This window comes from Stenotrophomonas sp. TWI1151, from assembly GCF_039673135.1.
In the GTDB taxonomy this organism is placed as follows: Bacteria; Pseudomonadota; Gammaproteobacteria; order Xanthomonadales; family Xanthomonadaceae; genus Stenotrophomonas.
Window position 1 is genome coordinate 411,357 of record NZ_JBDJLA010000001.1, and the last position, 20,647, is coordinate 432,003.

General features: G+C 62.7%; 20 protein-coding genes and 1 pseudogene. 8 read left to right on the top strand and 13 right to left on the bottom strand.

All coding sequences use genetic code 11. The features are described from left to right. Nucleotides 1-4: 4 nt before the first annotated feature. The 3 genes from ABE422_RS01820 to ABE422_RS01830 all read right to left on the bottom strand — a co-directional run bounded on the left by ABE422_RS01820 (nt 5) and on the right by ABE422_RS01830 (nt 2,910). A complete protein-coding gene (locus ABE422_RS01820) occupies nt 5-625 on the bottom strand; it encodes an MAE_28990/MAE_18760 family HEPN-like nuclease (protein WP_346467102.1) in 621 nt (206 codons plus the stop codon). A 23-nt stretch (nt 626-648) separates the two neighbouring features. After that, complete coding sequence (locus ABE422_RS01825) at nt 649-1,767, bottom strand: DUF262 domain-containing protein (RefSeq protein WP_346467101.1); 1,119 nt, start codon at nt 1,765-1,767, stop codon at nt 649-651. Between the two features lie 81 nt (nt 1,768-1,848). Then, nucleotides 1,849-2,910 carry a site-specific integrase gene (locus tag ABE422_RS01830; protein ID WP_346467100.1) on the bottom strand — a complete coding sequence of 354 codons (1,062 nt, stop codon included), beginning with the start codon at nt 2,908-2,910 and terminating at the stop codon, nt 1,849-1,851. A gap of 122 nt (nt 2,911-3,032) precedes the next feature. On the opposite strand from ABE422_RS01830, the gene ABE422_RS01835 reads away from it, so the two are divergent. Beyond that, nucleotides 3,033-3,962, top strand: a complete 930-nt coding sequence (locus tag ABE422_RS01835; protein WP_282262341.1) for a DNA-binding protein — start codon at nt 3,033-3,035, stop codon at nt 3,960-3,962. Nucleotides 3,963-3,964: 2 nt separating this feature from the next. Here the strand turns inward: ABE422_RS01835 and ABE422_RS01840 are convergent, their stop codons facing one another. Next, nucleotides 3,965-4,165 (bottom strand): antitoxin, encoded by a 201-nt coding sequence (locus ABE422_RS01840; RefSeq protein WP_282262339.1) that lies wholly within the window; start codon nt 4,163-4,165, stop codon nt 3,965-3,967. Nucleotides 4,166-4,556: 391 nt separating this feature from the next. Here ABE422_RS01840 and ABE422_RS01845 point away from each other — a divergent pair, with 391 nt between their 5' ends. Next, a complete protein-coding gene (locus ABE422_RS01845) occupies nt 4,557-4,973 on the top strand; it encodes a hypothetical protein (protein WP_346467099.1) in 417 nt (138 codons plus the stop codon). Nucleotides 4,974-5,297: 324 nt separating this feature from the next. Here ABE422_RS01845 and arsC read toward each other — a convergent pair whose 3' ends face one another. Together arsC and arsH are read right to left on the bottom strand one after the other, a co-directional pair. Then, a complete protein-coding gene (arsC, locus tag ABE422_RS01850) occupies nt 5,298-5,717 on the bottom strand; it encodes an arsenate reductase (glutaredoxin) (protein WP_346467098.1) in 420 nt (139 codons plus the stop codon). Continuing rightward, complete coding sequence (gene arsH, locus ABE422_RS01855; RefSeq protein ID WP_346467097.1) at nt 5,714-6,454, bottom strand: arsenical resistance protein ArsH; 741 nt, start codon at nt 6,452-6,454, stop codon at nt 5,714-5,716. The genes arsC and arsH overlap by 4 nt, the downstream gene beginning before the upstream one ends. Nucleotides 6,455-6,495: 41 nt before the next feature. Here arsH and ABE422_RS01860 point away from each other — a divergent pair, with 41 nt between their 5' ends. From ABE422_RS01860 to ABE422_RS01880, 5 genes are read left to right on the top strand one after another with little or no spacing between them, the layout of a single operon-like run. Further along, entirely contained in the window at nt 6,496-6,810 is a 315-nt protein-coding gene (locus tag ABE422_RS01860) for a metalloregulator ArsR/SmtB family transcription factor (RefSeq protein ID WP_046272489.1), read from the top strand. A gap of 27 nt (nt 6,811-6,837) precedes the next feature. Then, the gene (locus tag ABE422_RS01865; RefSeq protein ID WP_346467096.1) at nt 6,838-7,110 is read left to right on the top strand and encodes a hypothetical protein; all 273 of its coding nucleotides are present in this window, start codon (nt 6,838-6,840) and stop codon (nt 7,108-7,110) included. A 20-nt stretch (nt 7,111-7,130) separates the two neighbouring features. Further along, entirely contained in the window at nt 7,131-8,189 is a 1,059-nt protein-coding gene (gene arsB, locus ABE422_RS01870; RefSeq protein WP_346467095.1) for an ACR3 family arsenite efflux transporter, read from the top strand. Between the two features lie 3 nt (nt 8,190-8,192). Beyond that, nucleotides 8,193-8,471 carry an FAD-dependent oxidoreductase gene (locus ABE422_RS01875; protein ID WP_346467094.1) on the top strand — a complete coding sequence of 93 codons (279 nt, stop codon included), beginning with the start codon at nt 8,193-8,195 and terminating at the stop codon, nt 8,469-8,471. A 24-nt stretch (nt 8,472-8,495) separates the two neighbouring features. After that, the gene (locus ABE422_RS01880; protein WP_346467093.1) at nt 8,496-9,566 is read left to right on the top strand and encodes an ArsO family NAD(P)H-dependent flavin-containing monooxygenase; all 1,071 of its coding nucleotides are present in this window, start codon (nt 8,496-8,498) and stop codon (nt 9,564-9,566) included. Between the two features lie 141 nt (nt 9,567-9,707). Here the strand turns inward: ABE422_RS01880 and ABE422_RS01885 are convergent, their stop codons facing one another. Continuing rightward, entirely contained in the window at nt 9,708-11,099 is a 1,392-nt protein-coding gene (locus ABE422_RS01885) for an aldehyde dehydrogenase family protein (protein WP_346467092.1), read from the bottom strand. A 152-nt stretch (nt 11,100-11,251) separates the two neighbouring features. On the opposite strand from ABE422_RS01885, the gene ABE422_RS01890 reads away from it, so the two are divergent. Further along, complete coding sequence (locus tag ABE422_RS01890; RefSeq protein WP_346466462.1) at nt 11,252-12,823, top strand: PQQ-dependent sugar dehydrogenase; 1,572 nt, start codon at nt 11,252-11,254, stop codon at nt 12,821-12,823. A gap of 9 nt (nt 12,824-12,832) precedes the next feature. Here ABE422_RS01890 and ABE422_RS01895 read toward each other — a convergent pair whose 3' ends face one another. From ABE422_RS01895 to ABE422_RS01920, 6 genes and pseudogenes are all read right to left on the bottom strand, one after another. After that, on the bottom strand, nt 12,833-13,729 hold the full coding sequence (locus ABE422_RS01895) for a BRCT domain-containing protein (protein WP_346467091.1): 897 nt from the start codon (nt 13,727-13,729) through the stop codon (nt 12,833-12,835). A 137-nt stretch (nt 13,730-13,866) separates the two neighbouring features. Beyond that, nucleotides 13,867-14,577: a hypothetical protein gene (locus ABE422_RS01900; protein ID WP_346467090.1), complete on the bottom strand. Its 711-nt coding sequence runs from the start codon at nt 14,575-14,577 to the stop codon at nt 13,867-13,869. Between the two features lie 105 nt (nt 14,578-14,682). After that, entirely contained in the window at nt 14,683-15,522 is an 840-nt protein-coding gene (locus ABE422_RS01905; protein WP_346462355.1) for an aldose epimerase, read from the bottom strand. Further along, nucleotides 15,512-16,462 (bottom strand): glycoside hydrolase family 43 protein, encoded by a 951-nt coding sequence (locus ABE422_RS01910; protein WP_346467169.1) that lies wholly within the window; start codon nt 16,460-16,462, stop codon nt 15,512-15,514. The genes ABE422_RS01905 and ABE422_RS01910 overlap by 11 nt, the downstream gene beginning before the upstream one ends. A gap of 48 nt (nt 16,463-16,510) precedes the next feature. Further along, nucleotides 16,511-17,992: pseudogene (locus ABE422_RS01915) on the bottom strand (MFS transporter); the annotation flags it as partial. Beyond that, nucleotides 17,985-20,609 carry a glycoside hydrolase family 3 C-terminal domain-containing protein gene (locus tag ABE422_RS01920; RefSeq protein ID WP_346467168.1) on the bottom strand — a complete coding sequence of 875 codons (2,625 nt, stop codon included), beginning with the start codon at nt 20,607-20,609 and terminating at the stop codon, nt 17,985-17,987. The gene ABE422_RS01920 and the pseudogene ABE422_RS01915, both read right to left, overlap by 8 nt. Nucleotides 20,610-20,647: the final 38 nt, after the last annotated feature.

Sequence of the window (20,647 nt, forward strand, 5' to 3'; positions counted from 1 at the left end):
GCAACTATGCAGCCAAGAATGATTGATTGACCACTGCATTCTCAATGTCAGTTTTGAACCAGCGCAGCATCTCCAGCACCTCGTCGATCAAACTCTGGAACGACAGGGGTGTAATGGTTAGATACTGACCATGCGCGATACTATTTCTGCTTTTCAGAAGCACATTGTCGATCAAGGGAAATCGAGTTGAGTACTGAGCATGGTCAATACCAATCCAACCAGAAATGTTCACAAAAACTTTAGAGCTTAGGTTGCTTTCCGCACTAATGACATCTTCACGAGGAAGTCGCACAGGCCGGTCTAGCTCTCCCAGCAGATAGGAAACGGCCTCGACCGCGACGTCGGACTTGGCTGATTCGCCCGCGGACGCAAGCCGAGCCTTCATTGCCAGTGCAATGAAGCAGGGCTTTAGGGATCGATTGTGGTCTGAGCGGTATGACAGATAGTTGACGTAAGCATTGGCAGATCCCTTAATGAAGCCTTCCCAGTGCGCATATAGCATCGAAACGCCGGCGCGAATGTGCGCTTCGACATTGCGTCCTCTTGCTTGGTCCACCGCAGATTTGAACTGATGAATTTCCTTGATCCTCCAGGCCATATCTTGGTCAAGATGGTCAAGCAGCATGGCAGCGGTCCGAAGTCCCAAAGTCATGGCTGAAAATACTGAGCCGCATACGGAAGGAGGTTTGTCATGCGCGTGGTCCCTCGCACGCCAGAACCAGAATTAGCCTGGAAGGTCTGGTCGCCCCAGAGGCCGCGAACACGGTTAACGAACCAGTCGCGGCGATCTTGGGCAGGAATTGCTTCAATTGCGTCACGATTAACCGCCACGCCGTACGCGATGGCATCGAACGCAGATATCGAGAACCCCCCCAAGTGACGCTGACCATCCCAGCGCTTGAATACTTCAGTGCCGCACAACTCAAAGAGACTATTGAACGTCCAATCGAACATATTGAGCTCCTCGTTCAAAGCGCGGTCATCGAGCTTCACCAGCTGACGAGCGGCGACGTCCAAGTACTCGTTCACATCCAGCCCCCTCTTATAAGGGTGGCGGCGATATGCCAAAAAGCGCAGCACGATCTCAACTGCCTGCTGCTCCTCGTGCTGCTTCGGAGTGAGCTGGACAGTTTGCGAAAAGGCATGCAGCGTTGTACGTTGGACCAGCCAATCGTAGAACTGCGAATTGAGCATAACGAGTACGCTATTTCTTACTTCCTGCTCGCTCAAATGTGAGCCACCCGTATTTAGCCGCTGGAAGAGCTCATACTTGGCATCTTCATCACTCTCCTTCCTTAGAATTTCGACTCGCATACGAGCGCGTTTCAACTCGAGCTGCATAGGGATGTCGAACGCCAGGTCCGCCGCGGCGACGTTCTCCTGGCTCCACTTCATTCCCGCCAAGCCGGGGAGCAAGTTTGTCCCTTCGAGGGTCAGAGGCGGGTAGAGCCCTTCGTCGGGATGACGCAATTCTCCCATCAGCTGCAACACTGTAGAAAGGCGCTGCAGTCCGTCAATAAGCTCCCACACGCCTGACTCGCGTTGGAAGACGAAGATTGGTGGAACAGGGATTCCGAGAAGCAGGGATTCGATAAAACGAGTGCGTTGTGATGGATGCCATCGAAAGAGCCGCTGATAGTTTGGGTCAATTACTAATTCTCGCGCCCTGTACATTGAGGCAAGCTCACCCAAAGACATATCGTAGCCATCAGTGACTACCTGCCTGCGCGCATCCTTCAGCTCAGTGGCCAATTCTTGCACTGTCATAAATTTCTCTTAGGGACTAATGTTCATCATTCCGGCTGCAATTTGAACACACAAAGGCGGCGTCTAGATCGGGCGATGCGCCTACCTCAGCAGCCGCGCTGCGGGATTGTCTTCCGCTGCTCCGGCTTGGAAGTACCCGATCACGCTCGCCACCGACCGGTGTTCGGTCATCGCCATTACAGCCGGCAGAGGCACACCTTGCCTGCCTGCCTCGGTCACGAAGCCGGAACGCAGGCTGTGTGCCCCAAAGTCCCCCTCTAGACCTGCCAAACTAGCCCTCCGCTTAACTATCGTCGCTATGGAACCTGGGAGCAGGGGAGGGCCGACCCGTCCCTTCCAAATCCGCCGGAAGATCGCCCCTTCCCGGATTTCTGCCTCATCGAGCCAGGCCGCGAGCGCTTCAGCACTGCGCCCCAGAATCGGTTTGTCAGGGGTCGAATCCGTCCTGACCCCCGCCTGCTGGGTCTTGGAGTACTCCAGCCGGTAGATGTAGCCGTCCTCACCGACCCTGCGCAGGTCCCGCATATCCGCGGCCGCGATTTCACTGCGCCGGCGCCCGCCGCTGGCAAAGCCGAAGCAGAGCAGGGCGCGGTCGCGCAGGCCCTCCAAGGTGTCATCGCAGGTGGCCAGCATGGCCTCGAGCTCGGCACGGGTAATGGCGGTCTTCTTGGTCGGCCGCTCCCCCCGTTTCACCGCAGCACGTCGGGCGCGGCTGAGCAGGGTGCGGACACTAGGCAACTCGCAAGGATTTGCCAGCCGCTTGAGCTTGTGGGCAGTGGACAGCACGGCCACGCGCTGGACCACGGTCGACAGCTTCAACGGCCCGATCCTAGCCTTGAGCCCTGCGGCCACGAGCGCCTGGTCTAGCGCCGACGGCAGCTCGCTGACCAGTTCGGCCTTGCTCTTGCGCTGGATATGGTCAACCAGGAACTGGAGCACCACAGCCTCACTGACCGGCAGCGCCAGCTCGATCCCGTAGCGCCCCTGGTGCCAACCGGCCCAGTAGCGCAGGGCAGTGGCATAGCTACGGGTAGTGTTGGCCGCAGCTGCTTCGGCCAGCAGTTCGCGCACCGCCTCGTCGGCTTGCTGGGCTAGTTGCTCTGGCAAAACCAGATGCGCGACCGTCGACGGCAAGGTCGACATGGTGGAATTATGCTTCATATTATGTAATGTACGCTATGAGCTTACGTTCCTACTCGCGATAATCATCACTTATCGCCAGTACGGAATCAAAGGGGCAGGGTGCCCATACAGGAGGCAATTCTATGGCTCGCGGCATCACCGAATCCGACGTTCACACGGCTGCTGACGAACTGGTCGCCAGCGGCGAGCGACCAACGGTAGAGCGCATCCGCGGCCACCTTGGTACGGGGTCACCCAACACGGTGACGCGCTGGCTGGAGACTTGGTGGAAGAATCTAGGCACTCGCCTGCAGCCGGAGCGACCAGATCTGAAGGACGCTCCCGCCGTTCTTGCGGAGATCGCCGGGCAGTGGTGGGCACTGGCCCTACAGCATGCTCGAGAGGCGGCCCTGGTAGATCTGGCCGAGGCCAGGCGGGAGCTCTCAGCTGAGCGCGAAGAGCACCACCGTCAGCAGGAGGAGTTAGAAAAACAGGCGAGCGAGATACGCTCTCTTTCAGAGGCAGCCGATCTTTCGGAGAAGCTTGCCACTGCACGTGCGACAGAGCTTCAGAGACTAGTGGAGCAACTCCATGCCCAGATCGGCGAGCTGAAGCAACAACTGAAATCCAGTCATCAGCGTGTGGAACTGCTGGAGGCAGCGCGGGATTCACTCGACGCTAGGGTGCAGGAAGTCCAGGAGTTGGCGAGATCTGAGCGAGAATCGCTTGGCCAGTACGTCAGATCTGCCGAGGATCGAGCGCTACGAGACGTAGATCAGGCCCGGCAAGAAGTCAGACTGCTGCAAGCGCAGCTTGCTGCGACGGTAAAGAAACACGCCGGCGTTGAGGCGGACCTCCGGCATGCCGTGGAGCGAGCGCAAGCCGCAGCCAGTTCGGCAACCGCTGAGGCGGACAACCAGCGCGGAAGGAGCGCCGCGCTTGAGGAGCAACTTGCGAGGCTCCAAAGTCTGCCCGCCGAATTCGAGGCAGCGCTTCGGCGAAATCAGCAAGCTCAAAAATCTCCTAAGAAAGCTTCAAAACGAGCTAAGAAGGCCACGGCCAAGGCACCATAGGCTCACGTGAGTGTCTTCGGCTTCGCGGCAGCGGCGATTGCGGCGCGTACTTCAGTGATCACTTGGTCGTGCGGAATCGTCGGCCTACTGTCAGCCAGGGCGCGCTCGACCTTTGCCTGGAACCACTGAGTGTGGCTCTTTGCCTTTTCAGCAAAGTCCTCAGCAGAGCCAAATTCGGTGGGTCGGGCATCGGGCTTGTCCATTGTCAGAGCGTACCCCAATTTCTTCGGGGTGCCTTACAGGCACTCGGAACTATGGAGAAGGCGCCTGGGCGAACGCTCTTATGCGGCCACTCTGTTTCCCTAGATGCTGTCATCTGAGTAACAAAAACCTCAATGAAATCAATGGCTGGCAGGGTTAAGGGTAAAATTGACAACAATTAGGAAAGCCGACAAGCAGAAGGCGAATCAGGCCTGCGTAGTACCGGCCGACGTTTAACATAATATACATTATGCGAAATGCCGTAATCGGCACGGCTGGCCGCAGGCTGCGCGCTTGCATGACCTATTTCGTGGGCTCTTGCTGGCAATGGCTGGGCCTTTGGCTCGGCTCTTGCTTCCCTGCTCGTTCCCCCAGCAAGGACGAGATCGCAGCATGAGCGAGATGGACCCGCACGAACGAATCAACTTGACCGGCCCTTGTGCCGGTTTCGGTTTTCAGGCCGGCCACATGTTCACCCCGGAGGGTCACCAGCTTGAACCCTGCGATATGACGTGGTGGTCGCTGACCTGCAACATTGCCCGGGAATGGCGGCTAATGATGGAAGAAGCCCGGCCGCGTTCCAAAGTGCCAGGTCGTCGCGCCTCGGAACCATTGCGGCACAAGGATTCCAGCGTTATCAATCTTCGCGACGTGCTCGAGGCGCGCCGCCAACGGCAGTTGGGCATGGGATCGCTTCGCGTTTGCCCCGAGCAGCTGTCCCAGTGTCGAGAACGCAGCGTCATACAGGCCCGCAGACATGGCAACGCCCAGTACCACCCAGCCAAGGTAATAGGTAGTTGGGGAGTGTGACGTGGCCAGCACCGCTAGGCCCATGGCAAACACTACGGAGCTGACCGCCAGTACGGTCCGCCCTCCCCGCCTGTCGATGGTCCGACCGGCCAGAGGAGCGAGTAGTCCGGCTGTGACCAGCCCAGCGGAGAGGCCTCCGACCAACAGCCCCAGCGACCAGCCAGTGCTTCTGGACATGGGAAGCGCCAGAATGGCCAACAGGTAATAGCTGCTGGCCCACGCAATGATCTGGCCCACTCCCAGCGCAACGATCAGCCGGGGCAGCTTTTGCGGCTGTCTGGACGCGCTCTGCATACTCTCGAACTCTCCCTGCCACTTAGCAACTCAGCGGACGCGCTTGCCGTCCTGATCGATCACGACTTCGCCATCTTCCTTGATAAAGGGCTCGTGCACTGCTGGCAGGATGTCCAGAACCACCTCAGAAGGCCGGCACAGGCGCGTGCCCATGGTGGTCTGGACGAAGGGGCGGTTGATGAGAATAGGATTGGCCAGCATGGCATCCAGCAGTGCGTCCTCGCTCAACGCGGGATCGTCCAACCCCAGTTCCAGATAGGGGGTGCCCTTCTGGCGGATCGCGCTGCGAACATCCAAACCGGCGGCGGCAATCAGCTCGGCAAGGCGCGCTCGGCTGAGTGGGGTGACCAGGTACTCAATGACTTCAGGCTCAATGCCGGCGTGGCGAATCAACGCCAAGGTGTTTCGCGAGGTGCCGCACCTGGGGTTGTGATAGATGACAGCGTTCATGCGCTCTCCTTGTCATTCAATGCGGTCTCGACGACGCCGGCCGCGGCAGTCAGCGCGGCCGCTTCGACAGCCCCCTTTCGTTCGCTGTAGCGATCAACCAGGTAGTCACTGCGTCCACGCACCAGGAGGGTGAACTTGACCAGCTCTTCCATCACATCCACGACGCGATCGTAGTAGGCCGAAGGCTTCATGCGCCCCTCGTCATCGAACTCCTGCCAGGCCTTGGCCACCGAGGACTGGTTCGGAATCGTGACCATCCGCATCCAGCGGCCGAGAACGCGCAACGCGTTGACCACGTTGAAGGACTGGGAGCCACCGCAGACCTGCATCACTGCCAGGGTGCGACCTTGGGTCGGGCGTACGCTGCCCTCTTCCAGCGGTAGCCAGTCAATCTGGTTCTTGAACACGGCAGTCAGCGTCCCGTGCCGTTCCGGGCTGACCCACACGTGCCCTTCGGACCACAACGAGGCCTGACGCAGCTCCTGCACCTTGGGGTGGGAGGCGGGCACCGAATCGAGCATCGGCAGCGCATGCGGATCAAACACTCGGGTCTCTGCGCCCAGATGTTCCAGCAACCGCTGTGCCTCCAACGCCAGCTTTCGGCTGAACGACTGCGGGCGCAGGGAACCGTACAAGATCAGGATGCGGGGCCGGTGCGGCGCGGCATTCGGCTCGCTCAGCTTTTCGGCCACCGGAGGGTTCAAGGCGCCCGGGACGACATTGGGAAGGTGTTGCATGGGGGGTTGTCCTGCTTATTCGATTCGACTATTCTAGAATCATGGAACATAAAAACGCAACTCACGCCCTGGCCGCCCTGGGTCACGCCACCCGGCTTTCCATCTTCCGCCTGCTGGTCCAGGCCGGAAGTGGCGGCAAGCTGGCCGGCGACATCGCCCAGTCCCTCTCCCTTCCCGGCGCCACCCTCTCCTTCCATCTGAAGGAGTTGCTGGCCGCTGGCCTGATCACCGCCGAGCAGCGCGGTCGCACCATCTGCTACCGGGCCGAGTTCGAGGCAATGAGCGCGCTGGTGGCCTACCTGACCGAAAACTGCTGCGCCGACGAACAAGCCTGCGAACGTCCTGCTGGCTGCTGACCTTCCCCCGTCATAGAGATCGCTCAAATGACCCGTCGTGTTCTGTTCTTGTGTACTGGCAACTCCGCCCGCAGCGTGCTTGCCGAATCGACCCTTAAAAAATGGGCCGCCCGCGTGCATTGGGGCCTGTTCGACCCGGCCGGCGTGGAAGGTTCGGATGCCCAGAAGGCAGAAGCCTTTGATCGTGCCCATCAGATCATCAAGCGACGCCTGCAGGCCTTCCTGGAGATTCCTGACAGCGCCTGGGACGACCGCGTGGCGCTGAAGGCCCGCCTCGACCCGATCGCGCAGATTGACTAAGCGCTTTTCCGAGACCTGCCATGACTACTGATTCCCCCCGCCTGTCCTTCCTGGACCGGTACCTTACGCTCTGGATTTTCCTGGCGATGGCCCTGGGCGTCGGCTTGGGCGCGATGTTCGAAGGCGTGCCCAGCGCGCTCCACGGCCTATCGATCGGATCGACCAACATCCCGATCGCCATTGGCCTGATCCTGATGATGTATCCGCCGCTGGCCAAGGTGAAGTACGAAGAGCTGCCCAAGGTGTTTGCCGACAAGCGCGTACTGATGCTCTCGCTGGTGCAGAACTGGATCATCGGTCCGTTCCTGATGTTCGGTTTGGCGGCGCTGTTCCTGCGCGACTACCCCGAATACATGACCGGCCTGATCCTGATTGGCCTGGCACGCTGCATTGCCATGGTGCTGGTCTGGAACCAGCTCGCCCGCGGTGATGGACAGTACGTGGCGGGCTTGGTGGCCTTCAACTCGATCTTCCAGATCGCGCTATTCACTGTCTATGCCTGGTTCTTTCTGTCGTGGCTGCCGCCGGTGTTCGGGCTGCAGGGCAGCGTGATCGACGTCAGCTTCTGGACCATTGCCGAGGCGGTGTTGATCTATCTGGGCATCCCCTTCCTCGCAGGGTTCCTCACCAGCCGCTGGCTCAAGGCGCGCAAGGGCGTGCGTTGGTATGAAGATAAGTTCCTGCCGGCGATCAGTCCGATCACGCTGGCGGCGCTGCTCTTCACGATCGTTGCCATGTTCAGCCTGAAGGGGGGCGATGTGCTGCGCATCCCGATGGACGCAGTGCGCATCGCGATCCCGCTGACACTCTATTTCATCATTCAGTTCGTGCTGAGCTTCTTCATGGGCAAGTTCATTGCCAAGGACTACCCACGCACGACTGCAATCGCTTTCACGGCGGCTGGCAACAACTTCGAGCTGGCCATTGCCGTCGCCATCGCCGCCTTTGGTCTGGCTTCGCCGGTCGCCTTCGCTGCAGTCATCGGTCCGTTGGTGGAGGTGCCGGTGCTTATCCTGTTGGTCCATGTCGCCCTGCGGCTGGGCAAGCGCTACTTTCCTGCCGACGCACGGAGTCATTGAGTCATGAGCACGATCCGACACATCCTGCTGTTGATCCTCGGTTCCGGCCCGGCCGGCTGGACCGCCGCCGTCTACGCCGCGCGCGCCAACCTCAAGCCCGTCGTGATCACCGGCCTGCAGCAGGGCGGCCAGCTGATGACCACCACCGAGGTGGACAACTGGCCTGGAGATGCACACGGCCTGATGGGCCCGGACCTGATGACCCGCATGCAGGCGCATGCCGAGCGCTACCTGGATGCAGTCAAAATCTCCGATCAACAGCAGCGTAAGAACGCCGCCTGAGCGCGGCGGCGCGAGGGAGCACAGATGGACAGCGTTGATGTGGTGGTAATTGGAGGTGGCCAGTCGGGTCTTTCAGCCGGCTATTTCCTGCGTCGCAGCGGGCTGTCCTATGTGATTCTCGATGCACAAGCGTCGCCCGGCGGCGCATGGCAGCATGCGTGGCAATCGCTGCATCTGTTTTCCCCGGCGGGCTGGAGCTCCATTCCCGGATGGCCCATGCCCGCCAGCCAAGGCCCCTACCCTCCGCGTGCGGAGGTGCTGGCCTACTTGGCGCAGTACGAACAGAAATATGCGCTGCCGATCATTCGCCCCATCGGCGTGCAACGAATCACCCGCGTCGGCGAACGGCTGCGGGTGGAGGCCAGCGACGGTCGGCAATGGTTGGCGCGGGCGGTGATCAGCGCCACCGGAACATGGGGAGAACCCTACACGCCCGAGTACGAGGGGCTGGACTCCTTTGCCGGGATCCAGCTGCACTCTGCCCACTACAGTACCGCCACGCCTTTTGCCGGAATGCGGGTGGCCATCATGGGCGGTGGCAATTCCGGTGCGCAGATTCTGGCTGAAGTATCGATGGTGGCTGAAACCACCTGGATCACCCAGCACGAACCGGCTTTCTTGGCCGATGACGTCGATGGCCGCGTGCTGTTCGAACGCGCCACTGAGCGATGGAAGGCGCAGCAAGAAGGCAGGGAGCCCGAGCTGCCGCCAGGTGGTTTCGGCGACATCGTGATGGTGCCGCCGGTGCTCGACGCGCGGGCGCGAGGGGTACTCGCCGCGGTCCCACCGCCTGCCCGCTTCTCCCCCGCCGGCATGCAATGGGCCGATGGCACCGAACGGCCGTTCGATGCGGTGATCTGGTGCACCGGCTTCCGCCCGGCGTTGTCCCACCTGAAGGGTTTGGACCTTGTAACCCCGAAGGGCCGGGTGGAGGTCGACGGCAGCGGCCTGCGCGCGGTGGCGATGCCCTCAGTTTGGTTGTTGGGATACGGGGATTGGAATGGTATGGCCTCTGCCACGCTGATTGGGGTCACGCGTTACGCACGCGAGGCCGTCAGGCAGGTCACTGACTATTGCGTACCCAATGACATCTAGCGAAGACCCGTGTCGACAGTAGCCCCGGCGCTGCTTGCCCGTTTCAGCGAACAGGGGGAGCAGTTGATCCCTGCCGTGTCCCACTGATGTCTGACCGCCATCGACGCCCTGGCCATCCTTGGCCATGCGCCTGTGCTGAAATCAAGCCGATGCTTTCGCGGCAATCTTGATCGACTTGACGTTCACAAACTCCTTCAGACCTTCCGGACCGTGCTCGCGACCATAGCCCGACGCCTTCACACCACCAAACGGAAGCGCTGGCGATGCCACGTCGAAGGTGTTGATGAAGATCATGCCGGTGTCGAAGTACTTGGTGGCCAGCTCCCGGGCACGCTGCACGTCGCGGCTGAAGATGCCGCCGCCCAGGCCGTAGCGGCTGTCGTTGGCGATGCGCATCGCATCCTCATCGTTCTCGGCGCGGATAATGGCCGCAGCAGGGCCGAACAGCTCATCTTCGTAGGCCACCTGCCCCGGCGCCACATCCGCCAGCACCGTGGCCGGGTAGAACCAGCCGGTGCGGTCTGGTACTTCGCCGCCAACCACCAGACGTGACCCCTGGGAGACACTCTTGGTCACCTGTTCGTGCAGCTTGTCGCGCTGCGCCTTGGAGACCATTGGGCCGAGCTGGGTGTCGTCGGCATTCGGATCGCCCATCCGGATCGCTTCGAACGCCTTTGCATAGCCGCTGACGAAGGCGTCGTAGTTCTTCTTTGTCACGATGAAGCGCTTGGCATTGACGCAGGTCTGCCCGTTGTTGAACAGGCGGCCTTTCACACAGGTCGCCACCGCCAGATCCAGGTCGGCATCGTCCAGCACCAGATAGGCGTCGTTGGAGCCCAGCTCAAGCACGGTCTTCTTGAGGGCCGCGCCCGCCTTGGCAGCCACGGTGCGTCCCGCCGCCTCGCTGCCGGTCAGGGTCACCGCGCGCACCAGATCGTTTTCCACGATGTCATTGGATTGGTCGTGGCTGATCAACAGCACCCCGAACAGCCCCTTGGGCAGCCCGGCGCTTTCGTAGATATCACGCAGCAGCAGCCCACTGCCGGTGCAGCTCTCGGCATGTTTGAGCAATACGCCATTGCCGGCCATCAGGCTGGCGATGGAATAGCGGATCGCCTGGTAGGCCGGAAAGTTCCATGGCTGAATACCGTACACAACGCCGATGGGCGCGTGGGTCACGATGCCTGTGGCACCGTCCACGTCGCGCTCCTCATCGGCCAGAGCGACCGGACCCTGCTTGGCGGTGTAGTCACAGATAGCGGCACACAGCTCGATTTCGGTGCGGCTGTCTTCAATGAGCTTGCCGACCTCGTCGGTCATCAGCTGTGCAAATTCTTCCTTGCGCTCACGAAGCGCCTTGGCGATGTTCGCAATCATCTTTGCGCGCTCATCCAGGCTGCGCAGACGCCATTGCAAAAAGGCTTCATGGCTTGCCTTCACGACGGCGGCGGCTTCGGCGTCAGACATGTAGGAATAGGTGGCGAGCACTGCTTCGGTCAGCGGATTGATCGTGGTGAGTTGCTTGTTGGGCATGGAGAGAGACTCTTCACTTCAAAAGGCGGTCCGTAAAGGGTCGCTTTCGTGCAGTTCCTCTGCCGTGAATTCTTCAGCAGAGGGCATCACTGGAGGTTCACTGGACCCCATTGCTACAGTGCGCCTTCGGCTTGTCCTGACGAACTCCCTGCATGCGCTCTTGGTTGCGAACAGTCTCCATCACTCTGACGGCGACACTGGCTACCGCCGCGGTTGCCAGCCTGCTGCAGACCCAGATCAATCTGCATGCGCTGACCCAGCTCGGCCTGGAGGTCGGCTGGCAGGCCCGGGCTGACGTTACCGTGGAGGATCTGGCCCGGTTCGGGCCGGTGATGTTCGGCTTTTCACTGGCAGGCGGCGTCCTCGCGCTGGGTCTGCAAGCAGGCCTGCGGCGCCTGGGGTTGAGCGCCCTGCCCTGCGCGCTGCTCGCCGGTGTGGCCGGGCTGGCCATCGTGCTGGCGCTGCTGCGCAGTGTGATCCCGATGCCGGCGATCGCTGCGATCCGGGAGATGCCGGGCTTCGCCGCGCTCAGCTTGTGTGGGCTGGTCGGAGGATATGTGAGCCACGCGCTGGCGGCGCGTGCCGTGCGCGGGCCGCGTCTGCACCGTGTCCGTGCTTACCTGCTGCCTGCTTGCCTGGTGTTGCTGCCGCTTACGTCGTTCCTGTTGATGCGCCCGACGCCGAAACAGCCGCCTGCGGCGGCGGGATACCAAGCCACCATCGTCGCTGACGGCCTGCAGTGGCCGTGGTCGTTGGCGGAACTGCCGGACGGAAGCCTGCTCGTCACCGAAATGGCTGGCCAGCTTAAGGTGATTGACCGGGCCGGCAAACGTGTGGGCGTCAACCTTTCCAGGATACCCGCGGGATATCAGCGGGAGCGTGTGATCGGCCTGATGGACATTGCCCTTTCACCGGATTTCGAGAGAGACCACCGCATCTATCTGACGCAGGGCTACCGTGATCCTCGCGGCGTTGGCGTCCGTTTGATTCGTGGCGCGCTGATGTTCGCCGACGGTGAGTGGTCCGTAGATCAGGTGGAGGTTCTATTCGAGTCCACGCCAAAACCCAGCGACGGCAATAACGGCGGGCGCTTGGCGTTTCTTGGCACGCACACCGTGCTGATGACGGTGGGCGACGGCAGTGCACGCCGGGAAGACGCCCAGAACGAAAACAACTCGCTGGGCAAAGTGATGCGCATTTCTCTCGCCCCGAATGCCAGCGGCGCGACCGTTTACACCTCAGGGCACCGCAATCCGCAAGGCATCGTGCGTGACCCCGTCACCGGCGCCATCTATGTCAGCGAACACGGGCCGCGCGGCGGCGATGAGCTCAACCGGCTTCGACCGGGTGGCAATTACGGCTGGCCTCTGGTCAGTCACGGTATCGACTACCCGTTTGCCCGGGTGAGCCCGTTTACGCAGCACCAGGGGTTCGAGGACCCGGAGGTGATCTGGTCGCCGTCCATCGCACCTTCTGGCTTGACCGTCTATCACGGCACCCTTTTCAAGGGATGGCAGGGAGATTTCCTGGTGCCTGCATTGCGTGAGCACAGTATCCGACGCCTCGTTCGCGACGGTGATCGGGTGGAACGCCAGGAGCTGTTGCTGGCTGAACTAGGTGCACGCATTCGTGACGTCAAGGTCGCCGCAGACGGTGCCATCTACGCGCTCACCGACGGCGCGGATGGGAAACTGCTGCGGCTGGTGCCGAAGGACATCCCTTGAGCGTGCCCACTAGCTGCCGTGATCGGCCAATGCATCGTGAAAGTCGAGCTCGTGGACGATGACGACCCGTGATCCTGCTTTACGTAGCTCAATGGCCTTCTCGACCTTGCGTCCGTAGCATGCAAATGCCCAGCAAGGATTGCCTTCCGCACCGATGACCAGGTAGTGGACTTTCTTCGACGGAGATGAATGGGCTGATCCGCCCAGCTTTTCAACGGCGCGTTGGAATTCGGCGCGGGTGAAGCGCGATGACGCGCCTGTAAAGCAGAACCCCCTGTCCAGGAAGCTGATCTCTGGGTCTACCGCGCATAGGCCAACGATCTGCCGCCCCTGCAATACGGGCGGACTGGTGATTGTGCGATCGTCAAGCAAGGGCGTGAACTCCGCGAAGAAAGCCTGCAGCAACGCGTGTTCCTTCGCGTCTATCTGCTTGTCGGCGAGCACGCCTGTGATCAGGCTGCCCACCTCGTCGAAGGGCCAGAATGTCTTCAGGTGCTCGTGATCTGCCATCCAATCGGACAGGGCGCGCAGCTCTTCCACGGAGATATGCGTGTCCGCAACGATGCCCCCCATGATGGCGTGCAACCGCTGCAGGTCCGCAGTCACGTCGTCGTAGAACTCAGTCGAGCGCAGACGTTCACACAGCCACACGATGTCTGCATGCTCTTCCTCGGTCAGGACGCCGTCGGCTACCGCGGCAGTGACAACCGGCACGAGCTCGCTGAAGGGGTGCTGGTCACGCACGGCGTCGTGCTCGGCCAGCCACAGGTTGAGGTAGTCGAGCTCAAGGGCGTTGATCTGGCCGTCGATCACGATACCTTCGACGATGCCGATGAGCGCGTTGACGGACTTGTCCAGGCGGGCCTTCGAAGTGAACTTGAAGTAATTGCGGTGATCCGTGTGCATTGAGCTACGTCCCTGTTCGACGCCGTCCGGCGGCGTGTTATGGAAACTTACCGCCTGAATACGGTATCCAACCTTCCCGTGATGTGGGGCTGAAGCTGATACGCGTCACAGCCAAGACTACATCAGCTTTGAATCGGTCACGGGCGATCTGGCGCATTTGCGGCACGTCCGCGTGCTATCTCTAGGCTCTTGAGGTCGCTCGCTGGCAGAAGTAATGTCGCTTTTCGCGCCATATCCCAAAAAGCATAGGTGTCGCCCAAGCGGCCAATCAGACTCAGCCCATCAAGCGTCTTGCGGCCGACCGTCACGCTTGCGACGTACTTTCTGTCCCCTTGTATGATCTTTTCCGCACGCTCAGCGCCCAACCAGCTCGAAGCTGTCGAAACATAAACAAGCATCGCTACAGCGGACGTCAGCAAGGGCGAGCTTTTTACTGAGCTGGGCACTGCCGGTGCATTCATTACTACAACTAGGCAGACAACCGTGAGCAGACCGCCCAGCAGGATGGTCCATGCGCTTGCCCACCAGATGATCGCTCCCGTCCCTATGAGTAGAGCAACTGGTGCGATCCGCGTGAGCACTCTGCGATCTGGGCTGGTGCTGACTATCTTGCCCTCCAGCCAGCCTCCCAACAAAATGGCAACAAGCATGAGGCCGAGCACCACTCCAATACCCGCTAGGCCGGCCAGTGCAATCTCGCTCACGGCGACAAACTGGAATGGATCTACGCCGAACTGGCTCCAGTACGACTGCAGATATAGCGCGCCCTGGACGAGCCCGAACGTTACGAGGCCAGACCCCCAGCCGGCGACGTCGGCGATCGATAGTTCCTTCTTTATCCGCTCCATCAGCTATCCCCCACCCTGAAGTTCAACTATAGCGATGTGGGCATAGTTCGGCGAATTGAATGGATCTGCGACGTTGGCAGATCGCGGGGCCACGCGGGGCGTGTTCTACGCCTTCGCGCACTCGATCATGAGGTTCAGCTCAAGCGTCTGTCCTGGCTCCAGCCGCTTCGGCGCCAACGTAAACCCATCAGGCGGCCCGGTCTGCGGCTCCACACACGTCGCGTGCGCAGCACCGTCATACACCACCCAGTGATCCGTATCCGCCCGCAGCTGCAGCCGCTGGTCTCCTGACACCAGCGTCACCTCAGCCTGGCTGATGAAGCAGTCATCCCAAGGCCCAGGCGTGGGAGCAATACAGGGCAATACAGCTATGCCCTCCCCGTCCCGTGGATACATCGCACTCGGCGAGAACAGCACCTGATCGGGCTTCCGAAACCACGGGTGCCATCCAAGCGTCGCCGGCATCGCCTGGTCGCCGGCTTGCACCGCAAGGCGCAGCTCCAGACGGTCAGCCAGCATACGGATTACCTGGGTCGCGCGCCCCCCGAAGGGCCAATACCCATCCTCAGGCAACTCGAGCGACAGGGTCGCGCTGTCCGCCCCGAGACTGTCGACCTGCCACGGCCGTGAAAATCCCACCCCGTGGATCGCGTGCCCGCCGAAGTTCGTCGGCAGCGCATATCGGTTTCCATCAAACACAAAGCGCCCGCGCCGCAGGCGCCCCGCCCACGGCACCATCGGATAGCACCCCCATCCGATCGCAGCTGCCCCACCCTCCTGCTCGCCCACCAGCCAGTCCACGCCGTCGTACCGCATCTGGGCAACGCGTCCACCGGCGTCCGGTGCAAGCGCGACCTCCAGCCTGCCTGCCCGCAACCAGTACAGGCGCCCAGCAGGCAACGGCGCCTGCGCATCGTCTTTCGGTGATGCGGTTTCAAGCGCCATACGGATCGATCGTCCGGATGCTGCCGTCCGCCTCCATCTGCAGCGGCGTGCACTTGACCGAGCGCAGGTGGGTCACGCCGCCGGACAACAAGGCGTCGTGATAGAAGAGGTACCACTGCCCCCCAAACGCGCAGATGGAGTGATGCGTGGTCCAGCCCACCACGGGTTTGAGGATCACGCCGGTATAGGTGAACGGTCCATATGGGCTGTCACTGATGGCGTAGCACAGCAGGTGCGTATCGCCGGTCGAATACGAAAGGTAGTACCGCCCCTGGTATTTGTGCAGCCACGGCCCTTCGAAGAACCGGCGCGCATGGTCGTCAGCCCGCAGCGGCTGTCCGTGCTCGTCCAGGATGACGATCTCGCGCGTGGGCTCCGCCAGCCGTGTCATGCCCGCGTCCAACCGGCCGACTCGCGGGCCAAGTGCCGGCGCGTCGCCGGTGGGCTCCTCATGCGCCACATCAAAGCGGTTGTCGCGGTACTTCTGCAGTTGGCCGCCCCATATGCCGCCGAAGTAGAGGTAATGGGTGCCGTCATCATCCTCGTACACGGCCGGGTCGATCGAGTACGTGCCCTCCATCGGCTCGGGCTCCGCAGTGAACGGGCCCTCGGGGTGATCTGCCACCGCGACGCCGATGCGGAACATGCCCTGCGCGTCCTTGGCCGGGAAGTACAGGTAGTAACGGCCGTCGCGGTGCGCCGCATCCGGTGCCCACATCTGCTGAGCGGCCCAGGGCACGTCGCGCACATGCAGCGCCACGCCGCAAGCGGTGGCCTCGCCCTCGGGGGAGTCCATCCGCAGCACGTGGTAATCCTCCATGCGGAAGTGGCCACCCTCGTCGTCGAAGGGCGCGCCGCCGTCGATATCGTGCGACGGATAGATGTACAGGCGCCCTTCGAATACATGGGCCGAGGGGTCGGCCGTGTAGATGTGGGTCACCAGCGGCGGGGAGATGGCATGCGCCTTGAGCTGATCAAGGGTGCTTCCCTGCCGACGCAGGTGCAGGTCCTGCTCGATGCGCGTCTCCATGCGCTTGTCGATCTTGTAGAAGAAGAGCAGCGCGACCGCGACCAGGAACGGCAGGGAGCAGTAGATGCTTACGGTCAGCCGGATGCCGTCCACCACGGCCTGGGGCTGTTGTTCCGCGCCGGCCTGATAGCCGTGGTGCGCAAGAATGCCGGCAACCAGCGCACCGCCGATGCTGAGCCCGATCTTCAGCCCGCACAGCATCGCGGAGAAGATGATTGCCGTGGCGCGGCGATGGTTCTTCCATTCGGAGTAATCGGCCACATCGGCGATCATCGCCCAGAGCAGCGGGATGGTGATGCCGTAGCAGAACCCGTGCAGCATGAAGGCGCCAAAGGCCACCCCCACCGCTGTAGGCGGAAACAGGTAGAACACCAGCAGGAACAAGGTCGAGACCAGCAGCGCGCCACCGAACACATCACGCTTGCCGAAGCGGTCGGCCAGGCGCCGGGAGACCCCAATGCCCAGGATCATGCAAAGGATGCCGCAGGCGTTGAACAGGCTGAAGGCCGAGGTCGCCGGATCCTCCGGCCAGGTGAAGCCGGACAGGCCCCATCCGTTGAGGGCCGCGTTCAATCCGCCGATGAAACGGTTGAAACCGGAAGCATCGAGAAAGCCCGCCAGTGCGGCCTCGCTCATGTAGTACTGGAAGTAGTAGATGTAGGTGCCGCCCTTCAGGGCCAGGTTGATGAAGACCAGCACCGTCAGGGCCAGCATCACCTTCCACGGCCGGTTGTGCAGCAGGTCGGTGAGGTCCTGCATCACCCCGCCGGTCTGTTCCTTCGCCGACACGATGCGCTCACGGGTGGTGGCGAAGGTGATCAGGAAGAACAGCGTGCCCACCACCGCGAACACGGTCATCACCCGTTCGAACCCCTGCACGCGATCCCCGTCGCCCAGGATCAGCACCAGCGGCAACAGCAGGACCTGGATGATGAACTGCGCGATCATCACCGCCACGAAGCGGTAGGCCGAGAGGCTGTTGCGCTGGGCCATGCTGCCGGTCAGCACGCCGCTGAGCGCGGAGTACGGCAGGTTGTTGGCCGCGTACACGAACATCAGCAGGCCATAGGTCACCACTGCATAGAGGACCTTGCCCTGTGCGCCCAGGTCCGGCGTGCTGAAGGCGAGCAGTGACAGCACGCCGAACGGGATCGCCGTCCACAGGATCCAGGGCCGGAACTTTCCCCAGCGGCTGGCGGTGCGGTCGGCGGCAATGCCGATCAGCGGGGTGAACACGAAGGCACCCAGCAGGCCGATCACGAAGATGATGGTGGCCGCCGTGGCGGGCGGCAACCGGTACACATCGGTATAGAAGAACGCCAGGTAGGTGATCAGCGTCTGGAAGATCAGGTTGGCCGCGAGGTCGCCCAGGCTGTAGCCCAGCTTCTCCCGGACGGACAGCGTGTGCTCGGGGGTCTCCCCGTGGCGGGTATCAGTCACGATTCGCCTCCACGGTGAAGCGGCTCCGCACGCGGGCATCGGCGCTTGAGCCGCCTATCCGTACCTCATACGCCCCGGGCGGCACGGCATAGGTGCCGCGCGCGTCGTCGTACTCGCGCAGCGCCTGCTGCGCCTCGAGATCGAACGCCACGGTGCGCCGCTCGCCCGGCGCCAGATGAACGCGCTGGAAGCCGCGCAGCGTCTGTTGCGCATCGCCTGCGCCGGCCGCCAACCGCCGGACGTACAGCTGCACCACTTCATCGCCCGCACGCTCGCCGGTGTTGGCCACCTCCACCTGCACCTTGAGCGCGCCGTTGTCGGAGATGCGCGGCGCATCGAGGCTCAGTTTGCCGTAGTCGAAACGGGTATAGGACAGCCCGTAGCCGAAGGGATACAGCGGCGTGCCGCGGAAGTAGCGGTAGGTGCGGCCCTCCATTGCGTAATCATCAAATGCGGGCATCACCTGGTCTGCGCTGTAGAACGTTACCGGTAGCCGGCCGCCCGGGTTGACGTCGCCGAACAGCGCTTCGCCCACGGCGGTGCCGCCGCGTTGCCCGGGATACCAGCTCATCAGGATCGCGGACAGGTTCGCCTGGGCCCACTCCACCGCCAGCGCCGATCCTCCCGTCAGCACCATCACCACCGGCGTGCCCGTGGCGTGCAGCGCGTCCAGCAGGGCGCGCTGGGTGGCGGGCAGGCGCAGGTCGGTGCGGTCGCCGCCGGCGAAGCCCGGATAGTTGACCGTCATCTCTTCGCCTTCCACGTCGCCGGTCAGGCCGCCGACGAACACCACCACATCCGCGCTGCGGGCAGCATCGACGGCTTCTTCGAACGGCGGCTTCGCCCCGGGCATGCGCCAACCCAGCCGCACGCCGGCGTCGCGCTCGGCATCGTAGTACTCCAGCGTCAGTTTATAGGCACGGCCCGCCTGCAGGTCCAGATCCACCCCGTCGCTGCGCAGGCGATCGCTGTTGGCCCAATGGTCCAGCACCCGCTTGCCATCCACGTAGAGACGGAAGCCGTCATCGGCGGCCGCCTCGATCCGGTAACGGCCCGAGACCGGCGGCAGCAGTTGGCCTCGCCAGCGGATGCTGAAGCCATCGTTGGGAATGCCCTGCCCCGGCGCCGCTTCACCGCGGGCCAGCAGGTTGTCGGTCGGCGAGCCGCGGTCCCAGCGGAAGCCGATCTGCGCATCGGTGCGGACCAGCGCCGGTGTCCCGGACAGATCGGGCGTACGGAAGTACTCGCCGCGCAGGCCGCGTTCCGGGGAGTCGGCTGAGGGTCGCAGATACGCCGCCTCGATCAGCGGCGTCGCGCTGGGATCATCGCGTCCTTCGACCAGATCCACGCCGCGTGCATAGCGCACCTCGATGCCCTTCGCCGCGTCGCGGATGCCCTGCAGGATCGTCACCGGTGCCGCCGGTGTGCCGAAGTAGTTGCCGAGCAATGCCATGGTGTCATCGGCAGTCGGGCCGACCACGGCAATGCGCTTGAGGGTGCGTGGCAGCGGCAGCACGCCATCGTTCTTCAGCAGCACCAGCGATGCCTGTGCGGCCTTCAGGGCCAGCGCATCGTGCGCCGGTGCCTGGTTCACCGACGCGGGTATCCGCGCCCAGCGCACGCGCTCGGGTGGATCGAACATGCCCAGCCGCATCCGCGCGGTGAACAGGCGCGTCACCGCATCGTCGATCTCCGCTTCGCTGATCAGGCCCTGGCGTACGGCTGCGGGCAGCGTGGCGTACTCCTGGCCGCACTCCAGCTCGGTGCCGTTCTTGACCGCCAGCGCCGCGGCGGCCTCGCGGGTCGGCACGATTTTGTGATGCTTCCAGATATCGACGATGGCCCAGCAGTCGGACACCACGTAGCCCTTGAAGCCCCAGTCCCGGCGCAGCACGTCGCGCAGCAGGAACTTACTGGCGCTGGCGGACTCGCCGTACACCCGGTTGTAGGCGCCCATCACCGCGTCGACCTGGCCTTCCTTGACCAGTGCCTCGAAGGCCGGGAGGTAGGTGTCGTATAGGTCGCGCTTGCTGGGCCGCGCGTCGAAGTGGTGGCGATCCGCCTCGGGACCACTGTGTACCGCCAGGTGCTTTGCCGTGGCGTCGAGCTTGCGGTACACCGGGTCGTCGCCCTGCAGGCCGTGCACGAAGGCGACGCCCATGCGCGCGGTGAGGTACGGGTCTTCGCCGTAGGTTTCCTGGCCCCGGCCCCACCGCGGATCGCGGAAGATGTTGATGTTCGGCGACCAGTAGGTCAGGCCCTGGTAGCGGCCATGCGAGCCCTCGCGCACGAACTGGTGATGCTTGGCGCGTGCCTCGTCGCTGATGGTGGTGGCCACCTGCCCCATCAACGGCACATCGAACGTGGCGGCCAGCCCGATGGCCTGCGGGAACACCGTGGCCTGTCCTGCCCGCGCCACACCGTGCAGGCCCTCGTTCCACCAGTCGTAGGCCGGAACGCCAAGGCGCTCGATGGCCGGCGCGGCGTTCTGCATCTGGGCGGCCTTTTCCTCCAGGGTCATCTGCCCCACCAGCGCGGCGGCGCGGGTTTCAAAGCTGGCCGAGGTGTCCAGCCACGGCTGGGTTTCCGCGGCATGACCGGCGGTCGCCGCTGCCATGGCAGCGCACAGCACCAGGGTGCGGAAGGTGGGGCCAC